At 46.4% G+C, this 26,161-nt stretch carries 21 protein-coding genes; 9 read left to right on the forward strand and 12 right to left on the reverse strand.

From position 1 onward, the window contains the following. The coding region (locus AB5H98_RS04220) for a DeoR/GlpR family DNA-binding transcription regulator (protein ID WP_367924671.1) at positions 1 to 461 on the reverse strand (461 nt) is incomplete at its 3' end. 276 nt (positions 462 to 737) lie between these two features. On the opposite strand from AB5H98_RS04220, the gene ptsP reads away from it, so the two are divergent. Together ptsP and AB5H98_RS04230 are read left to right on the forward strand one after the other, a co-directional pair. After that, positions 738 to 2,453: a phosphoenolpyruvate--protein phosphotransferase gene (ptsP, locus tag AB5H98_RS04225; protein WP_367924672.1), complete on the forward strand. Its 1,716-nt coding sequence runs from the start codon at positions 738 to 740 to the stop codon at positions 2,451 to 2,453. Positions 2,454 to 2,484: 31 nt separating this feature from the next. Beyond that, positions 2,485 to 2,766, forward strand: coding sequence for an HPr family phosphocarrier protein (locus AB5H98_RS04230; protein WP_367924673.1), 282 nt, complete (start codon positions 2,485 to 2,487; stop codon positions 2,764 to 2,766). Positions 2,767 to 2,932: 166 nt separating this feature from the next. Here the strand turns inward: AB5H98_RS04230 and AB5H98_RS04235 are convergent, their stop codons facing one another. The 6 genes from AB5H98_RS04235 to AB5H98_RS04260 form a co-directional block, all read right to left on the reverse strand. Beyond that, positions 2,933 to 5,590 carry a cation-translocating P-type ATPase gene (locus tag AB5H98_RS04235; protein ID WP_367924674.1) on the reverse strand — a complete coding sequence of 886 codons (2,658 nt, stop codon included), beginning with the start codon at positions 5,588 to 5,590 and terminating at the stop codon, positions 2,933 to 2,935. A 207-nt stretch (positions 5,591 to 5,797) separates the two neighbouring features. After that, positions 5,798 to 7,183 (reverse strand): MATE family efflux transporter, encoded by a 1,386-nt coding sequence (locus AB5H98_RS04240; RefSeq protein ID WP_367924675.1) that lies wholly within the window; start codon positions 7,181 to 7,183, stop codon positions 5,798 to 5,800. A gap of 24 nt (positions 7,184 to 7,207) precedes the next feature. Continuing rightward, complete coding sequence (locus AB5H98_RS04245) at positions 7,208 to 10,345, reverse strand: UvrD-helicase domain-containing protein (RefSeq protein ID WP_367924676.1); 3,138 nt, start codon at positions 10,343 to 10,345, stop codon at positions 7,208 to 7,210. A gap of 92 nt (positions 10,346 to 10,437) precedes the next feature. Beyond that, on the reverse strand, positions 10,438 to 10,878 hold the full coding sequence (locus AB5H98_RS04250; protein ID WP_367924677.1) for a DUF126 domain-containing protein: 441 nt from the start codon (positions 10,876 to 10,878) through the stop codon (positions 10,438 to 10,440). After that, positions 10,875 to 12,158, reverse strand: coding sequence for an aconitase X (locus AB5H98_RS04255; RefSeq protein WP_367924678.1), 1,284 nt, complete (start codon positions 12,156 to 12,158; stop codon positions 10,875 to 10,877). Before AB5H98_RS04255 ends, AB5H98_RS04250 begins: the two co-directional genes overlap by 4 nt. A 105-nt stretch (positions 12,159 to 12,263) precedes the next feature. Continuing rightward, positions 12,264 to 13,037 carry an HAD-IIB family hydrolase gene (locus AB5H98_RS04260; RefSeq protein WP_367924679.1) on the reverse strand — a complete coding sequence of 258 codons (774 nt, stop codon included), beginning with the start codon at positions 13,035 to 13,037 and terminating at the stop codon, positions 12,264 to 12,266. Positions 13,038 to 13,163: 126 nt separating this feature from the next. Between AB5H98_RS04260 and AB5H98_RS04265 the strand changes: the two genes are divergently transcribed. The 4 genes from AB5H98_RS04265 to AB5H98_RS04280 are packed head-to-tail and all read left to right on the forward strand — an operon-like array spanning position 13,164 to position 16,730. Then, a complete protein-coding gene (locus AB5H98_RS04265) occupies positions 13,164 to 13,631 on the forward strand; it encodes a MarR family winged helix-turn-helix transcriptional regulator (protein WP_367924680.1) in 468 nt (155 codons plus the stop codon). Continuing rightward, positions 13,618 to 15,414, forward strand: coding sequence for a 1,4-alpha-glucan branching protein GlgB (gene glgB / locus AB5H98_RS04270; protein ID WP_367924681.1), 1,797 nt, complete (start codon positions 13,618 to 13,620; stop codon positions 15,412 to 15,414). The genes AB5H98_RS04265 and glgB overlap by 14 nt, the downstream gene beginning before the upstream one ends. A 54-nt stretch (positions 15,415 to 15,468) precedes the next feature. Further along, positions 15,469 to 16,023: a TIGR01440 family protein gene (locus AB5H98_RS04275; protein ID WP_367924682.1), complete on the forward strand. Its 555-nt coding sequence runs from the start codon at positions 15,469 to 15,471 to the stop codon at positions 16,021 to 16,023. Then, on the forward strand, positions 16,020 to 16,730 hold the full coding sequence (locus AB5H98_RS04280; protein WP_367924683.1) for a YggS family pyridoxal phosphate-dependent enzyme: 711 nt from the start codon (positions 16,020 to 16,022) through the stop codon (positions 16,728 to 16,730). Before AB5H98_RS04275 ends, AB5H98_RS04280 begins: the two co-directional genes overlap by 4 nt. 48 nt (positions 16,731 to 16,778) lie before the next feature. Here AB5H98_RS04280 and AB5H98_RS04285 read toward each other — a convergent pair whose 3' ends face one another. From AB5H98_RS04285 to AB5H98_RS04295, 3 genes are read right to left on the reverse strand one after another with little or no spacing between them, the layout of a single operon-like run. Further along, the gene (locus tag AB5H98_RS04285) at positions 16,779 to 17,072 is read right to left on the reverse strand and encodes an MGMT family protein (protein ID WP_367924706.1); all 294 of its coding nucleotides are present in this window, start codon (positions 17,070 to 17,072) and stop codon (positions 16,779 to 16,781) included. Beyond that, positions 17,062 to 17,763 carry a DNA alkylation repair protein gene (locus AB5H98_RS04290; RefSeq protein ID WP_367924684.1) on the reverse strand — a complete coding sequence of 234 codons (702 nt, stop codon included), beginning with the start codon at positions 17,761 to 17,763 and terminating at the stop codon, positions 17,062 to 17,064. Before AB5H98_RS04290 ends, AB5H98_RS04285 begins: the two co-directional genes overlap by 11 nt. Positions 17,764 to 17,816: 53 nt before the next feature. Further along, positions 17,817 to 18,629, reverse strand: coding sequence for a YoaK family protein (locus tag AB5H98_RS04295; RefSeq protein WP_367924685.1), 813 nt, complete (start codon positions 18,627 to 18,629; stop codon positions 17,817 to 17,819). A 121-nt stretch (positions 18,630 to 18,750) separates the two neighbouring features. Here AB5H98_RS04295 and AB5H98_RS04300 point away from each other — a divergent pair, with 121 nt between their 5' ends. Beyond that, entirely contained in the window at positions 18,751 to 19,638 is an 888-nt protein-coding gene (locus AB5H98_RS04300) for a LysR family transcriptional regulator (RefSeq protein ID WP_367924686.1), read from the forward strand. Positions 19,639 to 19,724: 86 nt separating this feature from the next. Further along, on the forward strand, positions 19,725 to 20,537 hold the full coding sequence (locus AB5H98_RS04305; protein WP_367924687.1) for an alpha/beta hydrolase: 813 nt from the start codon (positions 19,725 to 19,727) through the stop codon (positions 20,535 to 20,537). A 31-nt stretch (positions 20,538 to 20,568) separates the two neighbouring features. Here the strand turns inward: AB5H98_RS04305 and AB5H98_RS04310 are convergent, their stop codons facing one another. After that, on the reverse strand, positions 20,569 to 23,151 hold the full coding sequence (locus AB5H98_RS04310; RefSeq protein ID WP_367924688.1) for an NYN domain-containing protein: 2,583 nt from the start codon (positions 23,149 to 23,151) through the stop codon (positions 20,569 to 20,571). A gap of 108 nt (positions 23,152 to 23,259) precedes the next feature. After that, the gene (locus AB5H98_RS04315; protein ID WP_367924689.1) at positions 23,260 to 23,850 is read right to left on the reverse strand and encodes a TetR/AcrR family transcriptional regulator; all 591 of its coding nucleotides are present in this window, start codon (positions 23,848 to 23,850) and stop codon (positions 23,260 to 23,262) included. A 202-nt stretch (positions 23,851 to 24,052) separates the two neighbouring features. Here AB5H98_RS04315 and AB5H98_RS04320 point away from each other — a divergent pair, with 202 nt between their 5' ends. Continuing rightward, complete coding sequence (locus AB5H98_RS04320) at positions 24,053 to 26,161, forward strand: RND family transporter (protein WP_367924690.1); 2,109 nt, start codon at positions 24,053 to 24,055, stop codon at positions 26,159 to 26,161.

Below are 26,161 nucleotides of genomic sequence, written 5' to 3' on the forward strand. Positions count from 1 at the left end.
GTACTTTCGTGAAAATGAGTGTAATGTCCGCCGATGAGGAAAATATCTACATTAATATTTTTTAGCCGGCGTGTAACCAAAAGATTGTGGGTGACAATTTTAATGCGCTTATCTTGAATAAAATCGATGATAGGTGCAATGGTGGTTCCACCATCCAGAAATACGCAGTCGCCATCGTGCACATATTCAGCAGCCAAGCGAGCAATGGCAGTTTTATCGTCCGTGTGCTCGGTCATTTTTTCGCTGGTGATCAGCGGAGCGGCATTTCCCGGAGCGGGTCCATTTACCCGTGTCGCACCAGAACGGACGCGCACCACAAAACCTTGTTCGTCCAATCGTTCAAAATCGCGACGGACTGTGGCCTCAGAAACCCCCAATTCGCTGGCAATCTCCTTTAACGTTACGGTATCTTTGTCGCGCAATTTGTTTAGAATATAACTAGCGCGTTCGGTAGCAATCATATTCATCTCTCCCCGATCCATTCTGTTCACAAGAACAGACAAAATATTGCAAATATACAAACAGCATTGAAAAGTGTGCAAGTTTGTGCTATTTATAGGATACCGTAATATTTTTCAAAATACAAGGGATTTTCAGGGCTTTTGGCACTTCAAAAGAAAAAATAGAGAAAAACTAATTTGCAAAATTTCGATTTATCGAGCGAAATAGAACAAAATAAATCATAGTTGTGAGTAAATTTTTCAACTAGTGCGCAAATAGAAAGGAGTACCAGAAATATGATCTGTCAGGGAAAGGGTGTATCTCCCGGCGTAGCAGTGGGACAGGTATACATATATGCGCCTCACGTGCTGCATGCCCGAAGCGAATTTGCACAATCGGTATCGGCTGAGAAAGAAGCATATGCAGCGGCACGCATAGCCGCTCAAAAGCAATTGCGTGAATTGCAAAACCGATTAAAAGAACAAGATGCGGAAAAGGCAGCGATTTTTGACGCACATTTGGATCTTCTGGATGATGAAGTAATTGTGGAAGAAATCGAATTGGCCATCGAAGAGAAGAAAAATGAGGCCGGTTTTGCAATCGAACAAGTCTATGATCGTTATGCTCGCATGATGGCGGCGGTTGAGGATGAGACGCTGTCTCAACGTGCTGACGATTTAGCGGATGTGTGTCAGCGGTTGTTGCGTCAAATATATGGGGTGCCAGAGCAGGATTTGTCTTGTTTGCCTGGGCCCGTAATTGTGGCGGCAGAAGACCTTTTGCCTTCTGATACCGCTTCATTGGATCGTCGTAATGTGCTTGGCATTGTGACATGTAAAGGTGGTGCAACCTCTCACTCGGCAATTATAGCACGTAGTTGGGAAATTCCGGCAGTGCTTGGTATTGCAGATTTGCTAACACAGGTCCGTGATGGCGATGTGGTGATTTTGGATGCCATGGCGGGGACATTGGATACAACACCGGATGATTTTGCCCGAAACCAGGCATTGCAAAAGAGAGAAGCATGGCTGAAGGATGCTGAGCTGGCTCGAAGGTTCTTAACGGTGAAAGGGGCTACAGCAGATGGTGTAGCAGTACATATTGGATTGAATTTGGGCGGCTTGCAGGATGACGAATTGGCAGGTGCTCAAGCTACGGAGTTTGTGGGCCTTTTACGCACTGAGTTCCTATATATGGAAACAGATCATATGCCTACTGAGGATGAGCAGTGTATGGCCTATGAAAAGGTATTGCGTGAATGGGGCTCACGTGAGGTGACCGTGCGTACACTGGACATTGGAGGAGATAAAACACTTCCTTATTTTGCACTGCCAAAAGAGGAAAATCCTTTTTTGGGACAACGTGCACTGCGTCTGTGTTTTGCCCATCCGGAAATTCTTCAAACACAGTTCCGAGCTGCATTAAGGGCGGCTGTACACGGTAACTTGTGGTTGATGCTTCCAATGGTATCTGGTGTGGAAGATTTTGAGCGTTCTCGAAGACTGTTGGATCAGACGCGGGATGAGCTGGTTGCGCAGGGAGTGGAAATCGGTTGTGTGAAATTGGGAGTGATGATTGAAACTCCGGCCATGGTATTGATGGCGCCAGAAATTGCTGCTGTTGCTGATTTTGCTTCTATTGGCACAAACGATTTGTGTCAATATCTGACCGCCGCAGATCGTATGAATCCGTCTGTAGCCGAATATTGCAGTCCTTTCCATCCAGCTTTGTACCGCGCTGTGGCTATGACTGTACAAGCCTTTCAGAAGGCCAATAAACCTCTGTGCGTATGTGGAGAGTTGGCAGGAGATGAATATGCGTCATGCATTCTGGTAGGGCTTGGATTACGCAAACTATCGATGAGTCTCTCACAGGTGGCACGAGTGAAGCGTGCTTTGAGTCGATACACGGTATCCGAAATGGAAGCGATGGCTGGGCAAATTTTGGGTTGTGCCAACTCTCAAGAAGTTTTACAATGTATACAGCAGATACAGTCCGCGCAAAAGAATTGAGTGCTGTTCGCAAAGAAAGGAGAATAACTCTATGTACACAAGAAAGACAACGGTAATCAATCGAACGGGACTGCACGCCCGTCCTGCATCGGTGTTTACAAATGCGGCAAAGCAGTTTTCAAGCCGTATTACAATTCGGAATCTTAGCTTGGCAGAAGAGGACAATGTTGCCAATGCAAAATCCATTATTTCGGTGCTGACTTTGGCGATGGTGCGTGGTTCAGAGATTGAATTGACAGCGGATGGTCCTGACGAACAGCAGGCAGTCGATGCATTGGTGGAACTGATTGACGGTGGTTTTGGAGAAGTATAAGAATTTGTTCGGTTTTCTGCCGAAATACATGTGAATCTATCTGCCGCAAAATTTGCGCGATTTTTATTAAAAAGAGAAAACACCCCCTGATGCAAGTCTGCATCAGGGGGTGTTTTCTCAAAATTTATTTTAGCAGAAGCTGTTGAAGATTTGTTGTGAAGATATTTTATGACAAATTCTTTTTGTGAAATTTTCTCTGGAAAAACTTTACGCATTCCACAATGGGAATTACTACAACGGCCAATAGCAATGCAACGGCATATTCCGCGATGCTAATATGTGTGAAACCAAAGGCGTCTGAAATACCCGGCAAATAGATCACGGCCGTAGTGAGAATCAGGCTGAGAAGCATGGCGCCCCACAAGATTTTATTATGCGTTCCCAGTTTAAATACACTGCCACGTTGACTGCGCATATTAAACGAATGGAAAATTTCGGCCATACTCATGGTCAGAAACGCCATTGTCATTCCATCCGGACTATCGGTGATTTCCCAAAGGCCGCTTTCCATAAAATGGCCTACAAAATAGGCAATCATTGTAACGATGGTGACCATCACGCCCTGATAAACTACATCAATTCCCAGACCGCCTGCAAAGATGCCATCCGTAGCACTGCGGGGTTTTCGTTTCATCAAATCAGGTTCGCCTTTTTCGGTTCCCAAAGCCAAAGCGGGGAAACAGTCGGTGATCAAATTGATCCAGAGAAGATGGACAGGTTTTAAAATCACAAAGCCGAACATGGTAGCAAGAAAAACGCTCAAGACTTCGCTCATGTTGGAGCCGAGCAAAAACTGAATGGACTTGCGGATGTTGTCGTAGATGCGCCGACCTTCACTTACTGCTCCGACGATGGTAGCAAAGTTATCATCGGCAAGAACCATATCTGCAACATTTTTGGTGACGTCGGTGCCAGTGATGCCCATTCCAATACCGATATCAGCACTTTTGATACTGGGAGCATCGTTGACGCCATCACCGGTCATGGCGGTGATGCAGCCGCGTTTGCGCCAGGCATTGACGATTCGCACTTTGTGTTCGGGCTGAACTCGAGCATATACACTATATTGATCGATGTTAGCGGCTAAATCCTCATCGCTCATCTCATTCAATTGAGAACCTGTAAGAGCTTGTTTTTCATCGGTTAGGATACCCAATTCGCGTGCAATGGCTACGGCGGTATCACGATGATCTCCTGTAATCATGACGGGTCGAATACCAGCTCCGCGGCATTCCTCAATCGCAGCCTTCACCTCGGGACGAATGGGGTCGATCATGCCGGCAAGCCCCAGAAACGTGAGTCCTTGCTCGAGAGCATCGGCCGTCTGATCCGCAGGCAGTTCTGCATACGTTTTTTGGGCCGCGGCCAACACACGAAGTGCTTTGTCCGCCATGGCCTTATTGTCTGCGAGAATTTTTCTTTTAGCTGCTTCGGTTAATTCCATGCATTGCCCATTGTTCATGTAATGGGTGCAACGTTTCAGAATTTCATCCGGCGCACCTTTTGTGTATTGCACATAGCCCTCTTGGGTTTTGTGGATGGTGCTCATCATTTTGCGCATGCTGTCAAAGGGCGCTTCTGATACACGTGGGGTTGCCTTTTCCATATCCGGTTTCGAAAGATTTTCTTTTGTCGCCCAGTTGACCAGTGCGCATTCGGTGGGTTCTCCAACTGCTTCACCGTTTTCGTCTGGTTTAGCGTCACTGCAAAGAGACATGGCGCGTGCCACAAGTGCAGCGTCACCAGTGTGCTCCACCACAGTCATTTTGTTTTGGGTCAGCGTACCGGTTTTATCCGAACAAATAACCTGTGCACAGCCGAGTGTTTCCACAGCAGTCAAACGGCGGATGACCGCGTTTCGTTTGGACATATTGGTAACGCCAATCGACAAGACAATGGTAACAACTGCGGCAAGTCCTTCGGGAATAGCGGCTACGGCCAAGCTGACCGCAACCATAAAGGTATTGATCACGACGTCCAGATGAAAATCTCCGGCGCGAATCAAGCTAAAGGCAAAAATGAACAAGCAGATACCGAGCACAAGGACACTCAAAATTTTGCTAAGTTGTCCAAGCTTTTTTTGAAGCGGCGTTTCACCATCTTGTGCATCTGCCAAAGCACCAGCAATCTTGCCCATTTCTGTATCCATGCCGGTACTTGTAATTACGGCACTGCCACGTCCATAGACAATGGTGCTTCCCATATATACCATGTTTTTTCGATCGCCCAAAGGAATATCCTGACTTTGAGCGGAAAGAGCTTGCGAAGTCTTTTCCACCGGAACACTTTCACCTGTGAGAGCAGCTTCTTCGGCCTTCATGCTGGCGCTTTCCAAAATACGCGCGTCCGCAGGTACGGCATCTCCTGCCTCCAAAATGATAACATCGCCCGGAACCAGTTCGTCGCTTTTTAAAACAACCATTTTGCCATCGCGCAAAACTTTGCTGGTAGCGGCAGTCATTTCTTGAAGGGCTTCAATGGCTTTTTCGGCCTTGCTCTCCTGATAGACGCCTAAAACAGCATTGATCAAGACGACAATCAGAATAATAAAGACATCCGCGAAACTTTCGCCAGCATAGGCGGCGGTAACGCCGGAAATAGCGGCCGCTACAAGGAGAATAATGATCATCGGGTCGCACAATTGTTGTGCGAATCTTTGCAACAAAGTGGCCTTTTTGCCTTCTTTTAGTTTGTTGGGACCGTATTGTTCTACACGACGAAGCGCCTCTTCGTTGGACAGGCCGGTAGTAGAACTGGTCAGATCCTGCAAAACAACATTTGTTTCTTCACAGTAAAATTTCAAGATACAACTTCCTTTCCTCATTTGAGAATAGTATGAGCAATAATAAAAAAACGAGACTCATGTGCAAAAAATGCACATGAGTCTCGTTGTCGAATCTAAGCCAGACCACAAAGGGTCGTGTGTTGACTTAAATCACGCTGTGCAGCGCGCAACTACTCCCTCATGAAACTTCTTTTCCTATATTATACAGTGCTTTGCTCGGATTGCAACTGTATTTGTGACAGAAAATCAATTTTGTGTGATTTTTTTACTTTCTTTTTGATTCATTTCACGCCCGATGGTAAGCAACATGGTGATATAACATGCTGCACCTCCAATAAAGTTGGAGATTGGTTCCGCTAGAAATACGCCTTTTACACCGAGGGAGGCGACGTGCGGAAGCCAAAGTGTCAATGGAATCACGATAACCACCTTGCGGAACAAAGAAAAAAAGATGGATTGTTTCGAACGTCCTAGCGCCACAGCCGCAGATTGTCCCGAGAATTGAAGCGCCATCATAAAAATGCCAAAGAAATAAATATGCATTGCGGGGATACTTTCTGCAATCAATTGGGCATCGGAAGTAAACAATCCCGCAAAAAATTGTGGGAACAAAAAAATCACAAGCCAGGTAAACAAAGTATAACAAACACTTAAAATTGTCAAAAAACGAATTCCTTTTCGAACACGTCCATATTCGCGTGCGCCATAATTGTAGCCAAGAATCGGCTGCGCTGCCTGAACAACTCCATTAATGGGGGTTACTGCGACTTCGCGCACGGAGTTTACGATGGTCATGACACTGACATAAAGATCTCCACCAAACTGTTGCAGAGTAGAGGTGCAAGCAATTTGTACTAAACCATTGGTAACAGACATAATAAATCCGGATGTTCCAAGTGCAATAATTTTAAGGGTCAATTTAAGCGTGGGACGCATTTGCGAAAAACGTAGGCGAATTACAGCTCGTTTTCTGCATAAAAAGTACATTGCCCATGTGGCAGAAAGAAATTGAGATAAAACGGTAGCAAGCGCAGCTCCTCTGACTCCCATGTCGAAATAGAAAATAAACAGTGGATCCAGTGCGATGTTCACCGCAGCGCCCAAAAGAACAGTCATCATTCCGATGCGTCCAAATCCCTGTGCATTGATAAAGCCGTTCATGCCTAGACTCAGCATTACGAAAAGTGTTCCGCATAAATAGATCGTGAGATAGTCATTGGCAAAGGGAAAAGTGGCACTGCTTGCGCCAAAGGCATAGAGAAGAGGCTTTTTTAAAAGGAAACATAGAAGGCTGAGAATGACGCCAGTTCCCAGCAGGAGTGCACAAGTGGCACCCATGATTCGACTGGCATTTTGCGTATTGTTTTTTCCGCGCTCAATGGAGAAAAGAGGGGTGCCGCCGAATCCGAATAGATTCGCAAAGGCAGTGATCATTGTAATGATAGGAAAGGCCAGCCCAACTCCGGCCAGTGCGCCGGCACTTGCACCGGGCATATGGCCAAGGTAGATTCGATCTACTACATTATAAAGTACATTGATTAATTGGGCGAATGTCATAGGGATGGCCAAACGAAGAATGTTGGATGCGACTGATCCCTTTGAAAAGTCACTGACGGAAGAATTAGATACCATGCAATCACCTAAATAAGAAATATGTTATAAAAAACTCAGTTGTTGAAATTTCGAAGCCTGAAAAGGCTCATTGAGCGTTTCATGTCGCAGATTCGGCGTTTTGAGCTCATTCAAAAAACAAGAAGGCTCCCCGTAAAAAGATAAAACAAGCTCTTCCATGGCGCGGGTCACTCCGACATAAAGCAATCGGCGCTCCTCTTCGAGGCAAGAGTGGCCATCTTGCAATGGAACGATACCAGACGACAATCCAGCCAGAAAAACGACTGGAAACTCAAGTCCTTTGGAACCGTGTAATGTCATAAGCCGTACTGCGCCCGATGAATATTCCTTGCGGCTTGCCCGAACAATATCACTTTCGCTTCCCAAGAGAAGCGTATCAAGAAAAGCAGACATTGTTTTGTGAAAAACAGCAGTGTCCAAAAGCTTTTGCTGCGGGCCGCGCAATGGCTGATTTTTCCAGAAAGCATTCAGTAGTTTGTATGGATTTTCTTTCTTAATAAGCGGCAGAAAAGCGTTGACTTGCTCAAACCATTGACCATAGAAGCCTTCTGTCTCTAGCTTTGATTGAATTGACTCCCAGTTTTCAGAACAGGAGCATACATGAATCGCCCTTTGAATCAGATCTTCCGGACAATGCAGAGAAAAGGAAAGGTAATGGCGAAGAGAAAGTTCGTCGCGAAAATGAAAAAGGTGGCGGAAAAAGCCAATGGCACCGCACACAGCTTCGTCTGATAAAAAATCGTCGCGTCCCGAAATGGTGCAAGGGATTCCGTCGTGCAAAAGACAATTTTCAATCAATTCTAACTGCCTGTGTGTGCGGCAGAGAACAGCAATGTCCGAAAAAGCACGAGGCTTTTCGTCCGAACGGCTTTGAGAGGTTAACATATCCACCCCGCCGGTCATACGTGCAATTTCCTTGGCAAGAAAAATGGCTTCCGAATAGGCGCTGGGAGCTTCGATCAGCCGGAGGCTGGCTGTCCCCGCATGATGCGAATGAAGAATTCGTTTCGGTCCGGGATTGTGGCGGATCAAGGACAATGCGCTGTCCAAAATGGGGGCAGAAGAACGATAATTCTCCAAAAAACGGATGACTTGTGCGTGTGGAGCAACCTGACAAAGCTGTTCAAAGCAATGACCGCCGGCACCGCGAAATCCGTAAATTGCCTGGTCATCGTCTCCGATAACAAATAGATGTTTCCCGCACTGATGCCACTTTTGAACAAGCGCGAACTGAATCGGATTCGTATCTTGAAATTCATCTACCAAAAGGTATTTTAGATGCTTTTTTTGGTCGGAAGAAAGCGTTTTTTTCAATGCCGCGGACAAAATATCGTCAAGGTCCATGAGCCCCAGTTGTTCCAGCGCAGCAATGTATTCTTGAATGGGAAAAGTCTCGGAATCGGACATGCCGTTTTTGAAACGAGAAACCGCTTCTAAAAAGGTGCGGGGCGAACGTTTTAAAGAATGCGCTTTTAAAATTTCACGGGCGAGCTCTAGGGCCTGATCCGGTGAAATTAGTAAGGGGGTATCAAGTTGTTTTAGACATAGACTGTGGAATGTGCCAATTTGGATGCCACGAATTGACTGGTGCGAACCGAGAGCGTGAACGAGACGTTGTTCCATTTCTTTTGCAGCCAAACGTGTAAATGTAACCGCAGTGATTTCCTCGGGTTGAACGCCACATTCCTGAATCAAAAATACAATGTGTTCTACGAGCGTTTTGGTTTTTCCCGTACCGGGCCCAGCCGTGACTGCGGTGACAAAAGCCTGAGAACAGACCGCTTCCTTTTGCTGTTCATTCAAAAGGTTCGGACTGGCGATAGAAGGTTCTTGGACGGTAGACTTTGAGGGGACCAGAGGGCGAACAATAGGCGCACTGGACTGGTCGGTGTGGGGCAGCAGACTCATTTGACCGTTTAGTTCTTCCAGTTCATCCGGCCGAAAAAGGGAAATGGTTCCGTATTCACCATCGTAACCGCCCAGACGCTCTACTTGGCCTGCGCGCACACGACGAATTCCTTCGCAAATGCATAGACCGGCCTGTCGGCCAATATCCTCAAGCGGCGCTTGGCGCAAAATGTAAAATTCGGGCCCTAGACTGCCAAGCAGCTCCTCATAAATTCTTTGAACCTTTTTACTTCCTTCTCCGGCGTTTATGGATGCGGCTATAATCTGTGTCAAGGGAACGAGACGCTCAAAGGGTTTTGCGTTTGGACGAATTGTACCGGCAGGACGATCTGCAAGTTCCTCTACACGATGTTCTACCCCGATGGTCAGTTTTCTTCCACAAACCGGACAAAGACCATCAAGAGCCTGGGTTTCTCCAGGAGTCAGCCGAACTTTGCAGTTTCGATGTCCATCCAGATGATATTTGCCTTCTTCCGGAAAAAATTCTACTGTACCGGCAAGTCCTTGGCCCGTTTGAATGGCACAGGACAGGGATGAAAAGGAGGGCTCACCATCGAGAATATTTACTTCTCTACCCAGTTTTGAAGGAGAATGGGCATCCGAATTGGAAACCAATTGAAGGCCATCCAGCGCAGAAACGCGCCAGTTCATGGGCGGATCAGAAGAAAGCCCGGTTTCGACCGCATGAATACAGTCAGTCAGGTCTCCAAAACATTCCTCCATTGTATCAAAGCCGGAAAAGGCACCAAACATGGAGAAATGCGGAGTCCAAATATGTGCAGGAACAAAAATGGCCTCAGGACAGCTATCCAATGTAATCTCCAACAAGTCCCGACTATCCAAGCCTAAAATGGGGCGCCCATCGGAATGAATATTTCCGATCGCTTCCAGCTTTCTGCTCAAAAGCTCGGCAGCCTCCAGATCCGGCAAAATAATTACATTGTGTACCTTCCGCGTTTTTCCATGTCGTTTATAAATGCAACTGATCTCACCAGTGACGACAAAGCGTGGCGTTACCGCTTGTGCCATACCATCAGGCTCAAGAAGAAATTCATTTTTTAAGTGATAAAAGCCATCCGAACCTTGTACAAGTTGTTGCTGCAATTCCTGGCGCCAGGCCGGATGCGTAAAGTCTCCTGTTCCAACGAGCGTGATGCCTTTGCGGCGCGCCCAAAAATCAAGGTGAGGTAAATCGCAATCCTTGCTGGTGGCGCGAGAAAATCGTGAATGAATATGAAGATCGGCAAGATACACAGCGATCCCTCCCACAAAAAACTCTTTTTTTATTCTACTCTTTTTTGAGAAAAAAAGAAACAGGCCGACGGTTCGGCCTGTTGGAACGATGCTTATTCGATTGTAACAACGCCATTTTCTTCAATGGTAATGGTATCCCCAGTACGTACTGCGTCCAAGAATTCATCGCCCAGACTGTCTACTGTAGGCATGGGATGGGAGCTCCATACACCCGCAAGAATTGCTCCGGCGGCAGCCAGACTATCAATGGGTTTGGAAAATAAAAGACAAGCTGGTTGACGGCCCATACTCGCGGCTGTGAACAAAACCATGCCACCGGTGGTGGAACCAATGGTCTGCGGTAGGCATAACGCTGTACCTGCCATCGGTTTTTTATACAATTCGGGATTGTTTTGATCAGAACATTTGGCCTCTTTGTCACCGAACATTAAACTTTTTTGATAACTGGCAAGCGTGTTGAATCCATTACGGGTCACAAGAGCCTGAGCTTTGGCAGTTCCCGGAACGACCACACGTCCTTGAAACTTTTTCATGCGTTTTGACCTCCTTTCGAAAGGAAAGCGAGAATCTCATCGTCAGTATAATAACGCGCAGTAGAGTACGTACGAAGTTTATTGGAATTAGTAATGACAGGCATTTTTCCGCACAGAGGGTTGTTCATATACATCAATGGACAAATGGAAGACAATACAACGCCCATGCGCTGAAGCTCCTGAGCCCGGGGAGTGAGACGGAAAGCATCCGCTACGGCCGGAGCAGCGGTGAAAACTGTGGGAATGGCCACCTTTTGCCGGCCATTCTTTTTCAGTTCAGTTTGTAGTTGATCGGTCCATTGTTCCAATTGAGCGGCAGATAAATGAGGACAGCCGATAAAACAGAGTTTCGGGGTGGCAGACGAGTCCTTCCAAATGCAAGGATAACTGGCTTTTACACGCTCTAGTTCCGCATCATCGATGATGTAACTCCGAGCGCCGTCTGCAATGAGAGATTCGCCGATTTCACAGGCCTCCGGCGTCAGTTTGTCGACGTGGTACAGACCCACCGCTCCATTGGAGGCAGTAGCGGCTCCCATATTTTTCAAGTAGGCCTTCGCCTCATCGTTCAAATCTGTTCCGATCCACTGATCCAATCCGCGAATATAAGGAACATCTTCCAGCACTTTCATGCCGATGGCGCTTCCCAAGACCTGTGCTTCTGGTTTTTTAGTGGTCCTTACATCCACTACCCAGGTGGCTTTACGGCCCTCATCCGTCAAAAGACCAAATTCGGGAACCCACCCCGCAATGGAGCCAAACAGTTCAATAATGCCAGAGTTTCGGTTGCACCGTGCACCCAGAACACTATTGGCATAGACTACGGCACTGGATTCCGCCCAACTGAGAATATCGCCCTTTTTAGGTTCGTTCCCAACTTCGGGCATATAACAAGTGCAAGTAAAGGCATTGTCCGACAAAAGGCCGAGTTGTTTGAGCTGTTTTTCATAATCCGCTTGTTTGGAGTACATAAAGCGGAAAATAAGATTTTGCAAAAAGTTGCTTGGAACAGCCGGGTCCAGAGGACGAGGATCCATCGTGAATTTCTGTTGAGATAATGCATTTCCCTCAATCAGTTGATCCATCAAGTCATAGACCGGTTTCATCATGGAAAGTCCGAAACTGGTCACTAAGTGTCCTTGCTCCGAAGTGACGGGAACCATACGGGATGCACCGAAGGTTTCGCCATACATGACCAATGTCTTCATCACTTTGGCCATTACTTCCCCTTTGCTTCCGTTCAGAACGGCTTGTTGCTGTTCTGTGAGATGCATAGGCATAAAGATTCCTCCTTCAAGTGGATTTTCCTTCCTTGCAAGCGTAGCGCGAAGCTAAGAAAATGTCAACAGATGATACAAAACAACGAGCTTAGAAGAGCTGCCTTTTTAAAAAAGCTCACCGTAAATATGTTCAAGGGTCTGTTCTACCGTCTGACAAACTCCACTGGCTGCGTGTTTGACTGCATCAGGCGCGCTCTGCATAGCATAAGAGCGGCCGGTGTAGCGCAGCATTCCTACGTCGTTAAAGTTATCTCCAAAACTAATCATTTCTTCTGGCGCAATAGAAAGTGTTTTATGAATCACCTCTAACGCGTCCTCTTTTCCGGCCACGGTAAAATCAAGCCAGCGCCGTCCGGACACGGCGACATTCATATGTTTTTTCCATGCTTGGCCCAGACATTCTTCATAGTTCACAGCACCATCCCGGCAGAATGCAGAGACTTTAAGAATCTCTTCTGGAATGGCTTCCAAAGAAGGGACAATCGTAACGTGATTGCCCACAAAATAACGAATATGATCCACATAATCTTCATGCTTGGGAAGCAAATAAGATGTACGTTCTCCCGAAATAAGTACTTCACAGTTGGGCTGTGCCAAAATACTTCGGCAGATGGCCAATGCATTCTCATGAGGAATACTGGTTTTGCCGAGAACCTGACCTTTATAGAATACAATCGCACCGTTTTCACAAACATAAAGCAAATCATCTGCCACGGGGGCGAACAATCCGCGTAAGCTGTTATATTGACGGCCGCTGGCTGCACAAAACAGCACCCCTTGTTTGCGAAATGCCTCAATCAACTGAAACATTTTATCCGAGACCTGCATGCAACGATTTAAAAGCAGAGTCCCGTCCAAATCACTGGCAATTAGTTTCATACTCCGCCTCCTCTCTAACTTTTTTATTATAAAAGAGGAACTCGTGCCATGCAAGCACTTGACCGTACAAGGGAAGGCATCTATACTGAAAATAGTTCAAAAAAGAACTTTTTTAGGAGGCGGCATATGTTTACGGAATTTCAATTTCTGGCAGCACAGCAATTGCTAAAAAAACTATATGAAACATGTTGTGAACCCATTTTCAGACAATATGGCCTCACGCGTATGGAGCTGGACGTGCTGATGATTTTGGCTGAGAAAAAAGATATTGAAACAGCAGGTGAACTGTCAGCGCGCCTTGGCTTTACAAAGAGTCATGTTTCTAAAGCGGTAGAGAGTCTCTCTCGCCGTGGCCTTTTGAATACGTGTCCGGACAGTGTAGATCATCGGCGCGTTTGTTTGCAAATTTGTGATGCAGCCAAACCCATTATTTCGGAGGGATTTCGTGCACAGAGAAAATTGGCGGATTATCTGTATCAAGGGATGGATGAACGAGAACAAAAGCAGTTTGATACCTACCTTGTGCGTGCGGTAAAAGCAGCACAAATGGCACTTGCAAAAGAAAGCGAGGAAATGTCAAATGGAACTGTATGATTTCTATACAGGCCGTGCGTTTGATGCGCATGAATATTTTGGCGCGCATGTAACTGAGAATGGAACTTTTTTTCGTACTTATGCGCCGAGCGCCGAAAAAGTTTTGGTCATTGGTGAGTGGAATGACTGGAAGGGCCAAGCTATGCGTTGCAATGCCCAAAGCGGAGTGTATGAATTGTTTTGTTTTGAAGCGAAACCCGGCATGATGTACAAATACAAGATTTTTGGAGCCGATGGTTCGGAGCGAGATCATTGTGATCCCTACGGTTTTTGGATGGAACGCCGTCCAGGAACAGCATCAATCATCACGCCACCTTCCGCTTATCATTTTTCGGATGGAAAGTGGATGGCGCAAAGAGGCAAAGGGTTTGATGCTCCCATAAATATTTACGAAGTGCATTTGGGATCCTGGCACCGTAAAGCAGACGACACCTGGTATCAATACGAAGAATTGGCAAAGCCACTTGTGCAATATGTAAAACAAAATGGCTATAATTATATCGAACTAATGCCCATTTCGGAACATCCGGTGGATTGTTCCTGGGGTTATCAAAACACGGGGTTCTTTGCGCCTACGAGCCGTTATGGAACTCCAGACGGGCTTCGCTATTTAATTGATTTTTGCCACATGAACGGGATTGGTGTGTTGCTGGATTTCGTACCGGTCCATTTTGCGCTGGACGATTATGGTTTAAAGCAGTACGACGGAACGGCACTGTATGAGTATCCCCACGCCGATGTGGGTGAGAGCGAATGGGGAAGCTGTAATTTTATGCACTCCAGAGGCGAGGTGTGTAGCTTTCTCCAATCCTGTGCACACTATTGGCTGGAAGAATTCCACTTTGACGGGCTGCGCATGGATGCAGTGAGTCGGCTTCTTTATTGGCAGGGTGACCCTGCAAGAGGAGTGAATCACAACGGGGTTCGATTTTTGCAAAAGATGAATGCAGGCCTCCGCGTGCTCCATTCCACTGCGATTTTGATTGCCGAGGATTCCACCAACTACCCCAAAGTTACGGCGCCGGTTGAATACGGTGGACTGGGGTTTGATTATAAGTGGGATCTCGGATGGATGAACGATACATTGGATTATTTTAAAAAGCCACCCGAACAGCGCCCCAAAGCGTATCACCAACTTACTTTTTCTATGATGTATTTTTATCAGGAGCACTATTTGCTGCCTCTTTCCCACGATGAAAATGTGCACGGAAAGGCGACGGTGCTTCAAAAAATGTACGGAGATTATGAAGATAAATTTACACAGGCACGTGCATTTTATTTATATATGATGATGCATCCAGGAAAAAAATTGAATTTTATGGGGGGCGAATTCGGACAGCTTCGGGAGTGGGATGAAACCAGAGAACAGGATTGGATGCTCATGAAATATCCCATTCATGACGCTTTTTCCTGTTACATGCGTCAACTCAATGAGATCTATCAGAAATTTGACGCATTTTGGCAGGGAGAATACAATTCTGCGCATTTTGCGTGGCTGGACTGTGAGAGTGCGCTCAGTTGTACCTATGCCATTCTTCGCAAGGGCGTTGCAAGTCAGTTGATAGCGGTATTCCATTTTTCTACGGACCCATTAAAAAATTATGTTCTCAAAACACCTGGACCAGGATGCGCCACATTGATTTTGCACTCCGACTGGCAGCAATTTGGTGGTACTGTGCCGGAAAAGAAATTCAAGCTTATTGCAGATGAAAGAAAAAAAGCGACGTTGGATTTGCCAGCCTTCAGTGCACAGCTCTTTTTGTGGGAATCAGCGATTTCTTGACGGTAACCCTGCACAGAGCTACAATAAAAGAAGAAAAACAAGGGAAGTGGCGGCATGGAAAAAGAAATCGAAGAACAAGTCCGCCGGGCGGCGGAAGAGTTGATTCAATGTGCAAAGCTGTCTGCGGGAAACATTTTGGTGGTAGGATGTTCCACCAGTGAAATCCTGGGAGAGCGTATTGGCCGTGGTTCCAGCATGGAAGCGGCTGAAGCAGTTTACAACGGCCTTTCCGGCGTATTGCAGCAGCGAGGAATTTTCCTTGCGGCGCAGTGCTGTGAGCACTTGAACCGAGCAATCGTATTGGAAAGGCGTGCACTGGGATTGGGAGCAGAAATCGTGAATGTCATTCCGCAACCTCACGCAGGTGGAAGCTTTGCCACGACAGCGTGGCAGCGAATGAGCGATCCTGTGGCGGTAGAAGAAATTCGAGCGGATGCAGGAATGGATATTGGAGATACTCTCATAGGAATGCATTTGAAACGTGTGGCGGTTCCTGTACGCCTGAGCGTGAAACGCATTGGACAGGCAAATTTGGTGTGTGCCCGAACGCGCCCAAAATACATTGGCGGCAGTCGTGCAGTATATGCACCCGAGGAGGAACTGCGATGACAAACGAACAACTTTTGGAAAATGTTGCTCTGGTACGAGAGCGGATGAAACGGGCTGCGGCCAGTGCCGGAAGAGATCCGAAGGAGATTCTTTTATGTGCGGCAAGCAAAACGCAAGACGCGCAGACTGTTCGCATGGCGGCGGATATGGACATTGATCTGTTTGGAGAAAATCGAGTTCAGGAATTAACTTCAAAGCATGCACAGGGAGCCTATGGCACAAAACCGCTTCATTTTATCGGACATTTGCAGACCAACAAAGTGCGGCAGGTGGTTGGGGTTGCATCTCTGATTCAATCGGTGGATTCGGAGCATCTGCTGCATTCGATTGAAACGCAGGCAGAAAAACTTAACATTTGTCAGGACATTCTGCTGGAAGTCAATATTGGAGAAGAGGCAAGTAAGAGCGGTGTGTCTGCAAAAAATCTGCACGCTTTGGTGGAAGCGGCGTCTATTTTGCCCCATGTGCGCGTGCGGGGGTTGATGGCGATTCCACCAGCACAGTGCACACCCGACCAGACGCGGCGGCACTTCGCGGAAATGCGGCGTTTGTTCGAAAAAATCGGAAACGAGAAAATTTTGAATGTATGCATGGAGTACTTGTCAATGGGAATGAGTGGAGATTTTGAAATCGCCATTCAGGAAGGGGCCAATCTTGTGCGTGTTGGCACGGCCTTATTTGGCGCGCGGGATTACTTCATAAAATAATAAAAAAGACTCCTTATCCGGGAAAATCTCTGGATAAGGAGTCTTTCTTTATGGCCAGGCAAACTTTTTCATATCTACGCGCCCATCAGCAAGAAAATGTACGCCTTCTGCCTGCAAAAGGTTGTGTTGCTGTGTATAGCTGGGACAAAGGCGTCCATCTCGTGTGACAACACGATGGCAGGGCACTCCTTCGCTGGCCGAGCACGTGTGCATTATATATCCAACGATACGGGCAGCACGCGGGTTTCCAGCCATAGCAGCCAGACATCCGTATGTGCATACACGCCCTGAAGGAATCTGGCGAGCCGCGCAGTACACTCGGTATGTAAATTCACTTTGCATGAGCTTCACACTCCCTTCTCCAACCTTTGAGCATTTCTTTTTGTTGAGAGGAAGCCTGATGGGACTCGCAAATTTTACGAACCGTCAGACGGCGTACATTGGAATCGGATATCTTTTTCATGGCTTGGAACGTTTCATCTGGAAAATGGACATAGTACATGGATAGAGCCCAAGCAGTGGCCATCTGAACGGTTAAAGATTCGTTTTTTAGAGAAATGAGTTGAGCGAGAGATGGCGCAAGATACTCACGAGTTCGATAGTGGTTCAAAAGCATGACTACGGCAAAGCGAACGGTATATGGATGTTCTGATTCAAAAAAAGGTTCAAGAAATTCCCAGACCGGATAGGGATGAATACGAGCGATTTTTAATCCGGAACAAAAACTATCACAGATGGACCAATTATCGATTTTTGGTAAAAAAGAGCGGATGGCATTCAAGATTTGCTCAAGAGGTGCCTTGGAATATCCGATAACCATTCCCTGCAGCATCTTTTCTTCGAAGCTGTCATCGGTGAGTTGCTCGAGCGCTTTTGAAAGGTCCTGCCGTGCCAATTCGCGTGCAATCTTTCGAAGAACTGGAAGGCGAACTCCTAAAAGCGGTTGTTCCATATTAGAAGGCAAAAGGCGAGAGGCAAAGTCTGCGTAAGCAGGTTCTGATAGCGTATATAGCAACTCTTTTATATTTGACACAGAAATCACCTCGGCAAAATTTTACCACGTTTAGCTCGCCCAGACAATGACAATTACTTTTGTTCTGGGTGGCGAAGGTCACAAGCCTGTTGGTGGATTTCGCGGCCGAGCGTTTGGCCAATCACTTTTGCCTGCGTTTCTGCACTTTGAGCATCGGATTGAATTTTCGCCCACGCTGCCTGTATTTCAGGATTTTCTTCCATTTCTTCTTTTACAAACATCAGGGCAAATCCTACAGCCAACAAGACACAGCAGATCCAGATTGTGTGCAATCCCAGCCACACGCCGAAAACAGCGCCACTGCCGGCTCCCAGAGCAAACAAACCAATAACGCCGAAGTAATGGAAGAATTTTTTGAGTAGGGTGCGGTCTTGGGTGCGCAAATAAGCGCTGAGCGCTTCGATGCCACTGCGTAGATTCCCAATGCACATAGTACTCGCATAAGCGTAGCCGTTTACCTTTCGGAAGGCCTGTACTTGCATGGCGCATGCAAAAGAAACAAGGGCATTTGCCAGTAGGTCGGAGGATGAAGGAAATAGCCCGGCAAGAAACAGAAGAAAAATTTCACCAAGGAGAACAAGTTGCCGCCAATGTACAGTTTGCAATGTCTGGTAACGTGCACGTATTTGTTCTGTGACGAATACGCCAAAGATGAAAGCGGTGAGCGGAACCAGGTAATGTAGCACACCTTTTAAGTCCCCATAAAAAGCACATTGGCTCATTAATACAATGTTGCCCGTTTGAGCATTGGCGAATACCTTTCCGTGCATACAATAGGAGTATGCATCCTGAAGTCCGCCGGAAAAGGTTAAAAGGGCCACCGTAGGCCAGGACTCGGACATTTGTCGTCTTTTTTTATGTTTCATTTTCTCATCATCCTCATTTTCATTGCCCTTTTTTAGCCTTTTTATTATAATGAGGAAAAAGCTCTATGTAAAATATATTACTGACATAAAAAGTATATCAATTTGATATGGATGGGCGACTATGGAAATTCATTACGATTACTATCGAATTTTTTATCATGTGGCACGTTGCGGAAGTTTTAGCCGTGCGGCGCAGCGTTTGGGAGCAAACCAGCCAAACATTACACGGAGCATGAACCGTCTGGAAAAGCAGCTTGGATGCCGTTTGTTTCGGCGTTCTGTCCGCGGTGTTGAATTGACTGCGGAAGGGGAGCGCCTAATGACGCACGTCAGCATTGCCTATCGGCATCTTCGTGCAGCAGAGTTAGAGCTGAAAGAAGAGATGAAAATACACAGAGAAACCCTCACCATCGGAGCAAGTGAGACGGCGCTGCATTTGTTTTTGTTGGATCAGTTGCAGTGGTTTCGAAAAACTTATCCAGATGTCAAAATTCATATTTCCAATCATTCCACGCCGCAGGCGCTGGAGGCATTGCAGCAGGACAAGGTCGACTTTGCAGTGGTTACCACCCCTACCAATGCACAATTGCCGTTGCGTGAGACGCCGGTGCTTGCATTTCAGGAAATTCTTGTGGGTGGCGTTCAGTTTCAGCATCTTTCTCGTCAAAAAATATCATGGGACGATTTGAAACGTTATCCTCTTGTTTCTTTGGGACAAAATACGATGACCTGGTCTTTTTATCAGCGCATTTTCGCTGCGCATGGAATTGCGTTTCAACCGGATACGCAAGCAGAAACCGTCGATCAAATTTTGCCCTTGGTTCAACACAATCTGGGCATCGGATTTTTGCCGGAAGCTCTTGCGCGTGAGGCATTGCTCCAAGGAAAGGTTTTTGAAATCCCACTGGAAGAGGCTGTTCCAAAGCGGCATGTCTGTATTGTGAAAAATGATCAGAAAGCGCTCAGTGCAGTGGCGGAAACTTTTGTATCCCTTCTTTGTGAAGAATGAAGATGGACAAGAAATTTGGATTATGCTAGACTGAAGCACATATAAAGGATTGGCCGCTGGATGGAATACAAAGGAGAGATTTTTTTATGAAAACATTTGTTGAAACATTGCCTCATGGAGCGCGTTTGAGGGGATACCTCCATGAACAAACTGGCAATTCAGGGGAGATTGGCTGGGGGCCAAGACCAGCCATGATCATTTGTCCGGGTGGCGGCTATGTATTTACTTCTCCTCGCGAGGCAGATCCCCCTGCGATAGCTTTTTTGAATATGGGGTTTCAAGTGTTTCTTTTGGATTATCGTGTGGGAAATCAGGCGGGAAATCAGCAGCCAATGGAGGATTTGGCACGCAGTATTTTATTGGTGCGTAGCCAAGCGGAGGAGTGGAATATCGATCCTTCTAAATTGGCAGTTTTAGGGTTTTCAGCGGGGGCACATTTGGCAGGCTGTCTTGGCGTTCATTGGAACGATGAAGAAATAGCGCGTCGATGTGCGGCAAAGGACCAGCGCGCTTTGCGGCCGGATGCAATGGTATTGTGTTACCCCGTCATTACTGCAGGTCCATTTGCACATAAGGCGAGTCTCGAACTAGTCAGTGCCGGCTGTAATCTTCCGATGGATTACTGGAGTTTGGAAACGCAGGTGAACAAAGAGACCACTCCGACGTTCCTTTGGCATACCATGGATGATGCCAGCGTTCCAGTTGAAAACAGCTTCTTGTTCGCACAGGCGCTTCACAAGGCCGGGGTAGAGTGCGAATGCCACTTTTTTCCCCATGGGCGTCATGGATTATCGGTCTGTTCCGAAGAAGTGCAAACGCCTTCGGATACCGTTGGAATGTGGGTGCCTTTGTGCAAAAAATGGCTTGAAAATCGATTTGGTCCTTTGGGCGGATTATAAAAAAGACGTGCGGTATTGCCGCACGTCTTTTTTATGATCGCATTTTTAATTCGTTTTGATGATTGCCTTCAGCAATAATCTGACGAATTTCCATGTTCGCCATTTCGATTTCCTCGTGAAAAATTGAAGCAGAAATGCGTAAAGCGCCATGGCCGAGAATGATAAGCTGTTCTGCACCGTCAGAGGTAGCCACACGCACCCGGCGATGCCGGGCAAGCTGGTAAGTAGCCTTTTCAATGTACATATCTGCTGTTTCCGCTTCTTTGGTGTATACAATGTGAATGTTTTTGTATTTTACGATTTCACCGGCATTTCGCTTCACTTTATAGGCATCGAACACAAGAATTACGGAACACTTTCGAAACCCCTGGTAATTACACAGAATATCGGCCAAGGCCTGACGGGCAGCATCCAAATTGGTGCGTGCAAGCTCTTTGAGTTCGTCCCAAGCGAAAATAATGTTATAACCGTCTACCAGAAGATATTCAGGGCCAGATGGTTCGAAGTGATACTCCGCTGGCTTTTCCACGGGCGTGCGGAAAAGTCCCCGCCGTTTTGAAGGACCGTAGGTTCGTTCAAAAATTGAGGCAAGTTCCCGGTCCTCTTCCAAACTTGTTGTAGCGGCATGAGAGTAGGCGGCAGAAGGGCGAGAGGGAGGCTCTACATGTTCTGTTGGACGGCGGCTTTCCACATGCGCGTGAGCGGGAACCTCGTTCCAAGGAACAACGTACCCGGCTCCATGAGAACAAAAAACAGAGTCGGCAGGATTTTCTGTGTCCCGCTCAGCTATATATCCGATTTCCTGTTGTACCTGTTCTGTGTTATGACAGATTTCGTATCCATCCAAGGTACAGGTGAGATGTCCCTGACCTTTGGTGTATCCAGCAAGCTCCAGCGCATATCCCCGCATCGTGGCCACAGGGACTCTTCCACATAGGACCGCTTGCATGCCTTCGTTTTGCGGTGGCTCAAACGTTCCGCCCATCCTTTGAATGTCTGCCATGGCGCGACCGATTTGCCCTGAAGGAACGTCGAGACGAAAAGAATACCAGGGCTCCAAAAGGAGATTGTCTGCCTGCATCAAACCTTGGCGAACCGCGCGGTAAGTGGCCTGACGAAAATCACCACCCTCAGTGTGTTTGAGGTGCGCGCGACCTGCAACCAAAGTGATTTTTATATCGGTAAGAGGACTCGCGGTCAGGACACCCAAATGTTCCTTTTCCGCGAGGTGCGTGAGAATCAAACGCTGCCAATTTCGGTCCAGCAGATCTTCGCTACAGGAACTGGCAAACTGCAAACCACTACCTCGGGCAAGCGGCTCCAGCAAAAGGTGTACTTCGGCATAGTGACGAAGTGGTTCAAAATGTCCGATTCCTATGACCGGAGAGGAGATCGTTTCCTTGTACAAAATTTTGCCTGGTCCAAATCCAACGGAGAGCCCAAAACGCTCCAAAATGAGACGCTTCAAGATATCCAGTTGCACCTCTCCCATCATTTGCAGTTGAATTTCCTGCAAAGGTTCATTCCAGGCGATGTGAAGTTGTGGGTCTTCTTCCTCTAATTGTGACAGCTTGGCGAGAGCGTTGTGTACATCGCAACCATCCGGAAGTCGTATTTCACAACTCGTGACTGGTTGGAGAAGAGGCTTAAGAGAATCCTCTTCTTCTCCAATTCCTTCGCCGGCCCAAGTACGGGATAGACCAGTTACGGCGCATACAGTGCCGGCTTGTGCTTGTTCCACCGTTTGAAAACGTGCACCGGAGTAAATGCGGATTTGATCCACTTTTTCCTGCCATGTACTGCCATCCGATGCCTTTCCACAAAGGACATCTTTCACTCGTAATGTTCCGCCGGTCACTTTTAAGTAGGTCAGGCGTGCTCCTTGAGAATCCCGAGCGATTTTATAGATTTTGGCCCCAAAAGCATCAAAACTTTGGGGAGGCATCATATATTTTTGAACACCATCCAAAAAGGCCGAGACGCCCTCTAGACGTAAAGCAGAACCAAAAAAGCACGGAAAAATTTTGCGTTGCTGGATCAGACTTGCAATGTCAACATTCGAAATGCTTCCGGTTTCAAGATAGCTATTCATGAGGGTTTCATCTAAAAGAGAAATTTCTTCCTCGAATTTTACTGTATCCGGATTCGAAAAATCCGTACAAGCAGGACTTAAATGTGTTTGCAGCGCTTGGAGAATATTCTCTTTTTCTGCCCCCGCAAGGTCCATCTTATTTACAAAAAGAAACGTTGGAACTCTGTAACGTTCCAACAGTTTCCATACGGTTTGCGTGTGACTTTGGATGCCATCCGTGCCACTGATGACAAGGACAGCATAATCCAGTACTTGCAGTGTCCGTTCCATCTCGCCGGAAAAATCCACGTGACCGGGCGTGTCCAGAAGGGTCAAAGTAAAAGCGGGCAAAGGCAGAATGGCTTGTTTGGAAAAAATTGTAATTCCACGTTCCCGTTCCAGGTGATCCGTGTCAAGAAACGCATCTTGATGATCGACGCGTCCCAGTTTCCGCAAGCTGCCGCCACAATAGAGAAGTGCTTCCGATAAAGTCGTTTTTCCGGCATCAACGTGTGCAAGAATGCCGGTGACAATTTTTTTCATATGTTTTCCGCCTCTGCTGTAAACTCAAGTTTATTTTACCATATCCGTTGCTACAGCGCCACTATATGGCAGGAAAAAGCGGCGCAGGACTTGTGTCCGCGCCGCTTTTCAAGAAAGACTTTGACGAATGATTCGATACAAAATTGGTTTCATATTGTCAATTTTATCCGGTCGGCCCTCGATGATGGAGGAATAGCAAACGGAACCGCACATTTCCACTAAAACAAAAATCAATTTAAAAAGTTCATCTTCGGTATAGCGCTGTGCGAGAGGACTGTCTGCCAAATCCTGTGCAAGACTGCGCCATAACGGGTCACTTTGACTGGAAAAGGCTTGCTGAACCACAGACCATGAAAAATTTCGCTCCAAAAGCTGAAGTTGCAATTTGTTGTATTTAAAATATTCCACGATATAATCGACCATCGTGACAACGTTTTCATCAAAATCGGGAGAAAGATGTTCCTGCGTATAGTGATAGGCGTCACTGAGAATTCTCGTTGAAATTCTGGCCACCAGCTTTTGAAGAAGCTCTTCCTTGTTCTGAAAATAAAGATAAAAAGTCCCTTTGGCCACATTGGCCTCATGAACAATTTCATCAATGGAAGTTTTGAAAACACCTTTTCCAAGAAAAAGTTTGTAAGCGGCGTCCAGAAGATGCTGTTCCTTTCCTTCGCGTTGCAATTTAGACTGTCTTGGCATCGGTTTATCCTCCTTCCTTTTATTAGTATATAGTTCGAAAGAAGCTTTTTCAAGAGTTCGTTCTACTTACAGCAAAATGACCAAAAGTCAGTTTTAAGCAAATATGACTATTGGTCATTTTTAATATTGCGTTAATTCGCTTGTTGGGGTATACTGTTTTTTGTTCTTAAAACTGACTAATAGTCAATAAGGAGTGAGCAAAGTGGAGCGGTTTGCAAAATTCATTGTTCACCACCGTAAAATGGTTTTGGTGATTGCGGTTATACTGCTCATACCTTCTGTGTTCGGCGCGGTGGGAACGTATATCAACTATGACATTTTAACGTACCTGCCAGCCCAACTGGATTCTATGATTGGAGAGCAATATTTGGAAGATGATTTCCATATGGCGAGCACCGCTATGATTACGGTGGAACATATGGGAACTGCAGATCTTTTGAAGATGAAAGATGAAATTGCACAAATCCCTGGAGTAGAGGATGTACTATGGACCAGTGATTTAGTGGATGTGCAGATTCCGCGAGAAATGCTTCCGGAGGATATACAAAAATTCTTTTATAATGAATCCGGAGCAACAATGATGATTGTTCGCTTTTACGGAACAAGCGCCAGCGAAGAAACGATGAATGCCATCGAGCAAATCAAATCCGTTTTGCGGGAAGATTGTTTTATTGGCGGAATGTCCGCAATTTTGGCGGATACAAAGGCTTTGATCAACAGCGAGATCCCTCTGTATGTCCTTTGCGCAGTGGCATGTTCGATAGTTGTTTTATTCCTTAGCTTGAAGGGAACCGTTGTCCCTGCAATTTTTATGGTTGGAATTGCGTTCCCAATTGTGTACAATTTCGGAACCAACTATTTTCTTGGGCAGATTTCTTATATTACAGAAGCCTTGGCAACGGTTCTTCAGCTTGGCGTAACCATGGACTTTTCCATTTTCCTTTTGCACCGATATGAAGAGGAAAAGCGTCGGCTGGGAAATGGCGAAGGCGGTGTAGCAGTTCGTGAAATTGAAGAGCAGGCCATGGTGAAAGCAATTTGTAACACGGCCTCATCCATCGCAGGTTCCTCTTTGACAACCATTGCGGGTTTTTTGGCCATGTGCACTATGAGCTTGGCACTGGGAAAGGATATCGGAATTGTCATGGCCAAAGGAGTGGCTTTGGGCGTGATTTGTACAGTGACCATTCTTCCGGCGTTGATTCTAACGTTCCGAAAGGCGATTTCAAAGTATACACACCGAACTTTTATTCCCAAGCTTTCAAAAACGGCATCTTTTGTGACAAAGCACTATCTTCCCATTCTGCTGGTTTTTGTTCTTATCTTTATTCCTTTTGCGATTGGTCAGAGCAAGACCAGCGTCTATTATACGCTCTTTGACAGCTTGCCTCAGGACATGGACGGAATCGTTGGAACCAACCGTCTCAAAGAAGATTTTGATATGACGACCACACATTTTATTATGGTGGACGAAGGTTTGTCCAACTATGATATGACCCAGCTTACCAATGAACTGGAACAGGTGGATGGCATTAATCAGGTCATGAGCTATGAAAAATTTGTAGGTGGCGGTATCCCCGACAGTATGCTTCCGGATGAAGTGAGAGAAATATTCCATGCGGGTGGACACAGAATGCTGCTTGCCAATTCCAGTTACGAGAGTGGTTCCGATGAACAGAACCATCAATTGGAAGAATTAAATGCCATTGTAAAAAGATATGATCCGGTGGGAGTTATTAGTGGAGAGGGTGCTATGACCAAGGATCTGATTGAAGTAGCGGCAACAGATTTTCGAAATGTGAACTTCACATCGATTTTGGCAGTATTCATTATTATTGCGGTTGTATTTCGCTCCGCGTCCATTCCTGTCCTTTTGGTGGCGGCCATTGAAAGTGCAATTTTTATCAATTTAGGAATACCGTATTTTACCGGTTCGGTGCTTCCTTTTGTAGCAAGTATTGTAATTGGTACGATTCAGTTGGGGGCCACAGTGGATTATGCCATCTTGTTGACCACACGATTTAGAGAAGAACTTGAAAATGGTCATCGCACTCGTGAGGCTGTCAGAATTTCAGTGGAACAGTGCAGTCCAAGCATTCTGACCAGTGGTCTAAGCTTTTTTGTAGCCACGGCCAGTGTTGCGCTCATTTCAAAAATGGAGTTGATTAAAAGCCTCTGCCTTCTGATTAGTCGCGGAGCGCTGATCAGTATGGCGGTCATTCTTCTTATTTTGCCAGCGCTTTTGATTGTTTTTGCACCGCTGATTCAGAGAACTACCAGCCGTTGGCCCAGACAGACGAAAGGAGTTTAA

This window comes from uncultured Ruthenibacterium sp. (assembly GCF_963558415.1).
Lineage (GTDB): Bacteria > Bacillota > Clostridia > Oscillospirales > Ruminococcaceae > Ruthenibacterium.

Excerpts from the sequence above, each read along its gene's own strand:
- AB5H98_RS04275 (WP_367924682.1), top strand. The coding sequence starts at position 15,469 with ATGGAAAAAGAAATCGAAGAACAAGTCCGCCGGGCGGCGGAAGAGTTG.
- AB5H98_RS04315 (WP_367924689.1), bottom strand. The coding sequence starts at position 23,850 with ATGCCAAGACAGTCTAAATTGCAACGCGAAGGAAAGGAACAGCATCTT.
- AB5H98_RS04235 (WP_367924674.1), bottom strand. The coding sequence starts at position 5,590 with ATGAGGAAAGGAAGTTGTATCTTGAAATTTTACTGTGAAGAAACAAAT.
- AB5H98_RS04280 (WP_367924683.1), top strand. The coding sequence starts at position 16,020 with ATGACAAACGAACAACTTTTGGAAAATGTTGCTCTGGTACGAGAGCGG.
- AB5H98_RS04250 (WP_367924677.1), bottom strand. The coding sequence starts at position 10,878 with ATGAAAAAGTTTCAAGGACGTGTGGTCGTTCCGGGAACTGCCAAAGCT.
- glgB (WP_367924681.1), top strand. The coding sequence starts at position 13,618 with ATGGAACTGTATGATTTCTATACAGGCCGTGCGTTTGATGCGCATGAA.
- AB5H98_RS04295 (WP_367924685.1), bottom strand. The coding sequence starts at position 18,629 with ATGAAACATAAAAAAAGACGACAAATGTCCGAGTCCTGGCCTACGGTG.
- AB5H98_RS04310 (WP_367924688.1), bottom strand. The coding sequence starts at position 23,151 with ATGAAAAAAATTGTCACCGGCATTCTTGCACACGTTGATGCCGGAAAA.
- AB5H98_RS04255 (WP_367924678.1), bottom strand. The coding sequence starts at position 12,158 with ATGCCTATGCATCTCACAGAACAGCAACAAGCCGTTCTGAACGGAAGC.
- AB5H98_RS04285 (WP_367924706.1), bottom strand. The coding sequence starts at position 17,072 with ATGCAAAGTGAATTTACATACCGAGTGTACTGCGCGGCTCGCCAGATT.
- AB5H98_RS04305 (WP_367924687.1), top strand. The coding sequence starts at position 19,725 with ATGAAAACATTTGTTGAAACATTGCCTCATGGAGCGCGTTTGAGGGGA.
- AB5H98_RS04240 (WP_367924675.1), bottom strand. The coding sequence starts at position 7,183 with ATGGTATCTAATTCTTCCGTCAGTGACTTTTCAAAGGGATCAGTCGCA.
- AB5H98_RS04300 (WP_367924686.1), top strand. The coding sequence starts at position 18,751 with ATGGAAATTCATTACGATTACTATCGAATTTTTTATCATGTGGCACGT.
- ptsP (WP_367924672.1), top strand. The coding sequence starts at position 738 with ATGATCTGTCAGGGAAAGGGTGTATCTCCCGGCGTAGCAGTGGGACAG.
- AB5H98_RS04265 (WP_367924680.1), top strand. The coding sequence starts at position 13,164 with ATGTTTACGGAATTTCAATTTCTGGCAGCACAGCAATTGCTAAAAAAA.
- AB5H98_RS04260 (WP_367924679.1), bottom strand. The coding sequence starts at position 13,037 with ATGAAACTAATTGCCAGTGATTTGGACGGGACTCTGCTTTTAAATCGT.
- AB5H98_RS04230 (WP_367924673.1), top strand. The coding sequence starts at position 2,485 with ATGTACACAAGAAAGACAACGGTAATCAATCGAACGGGACTGCACGCC.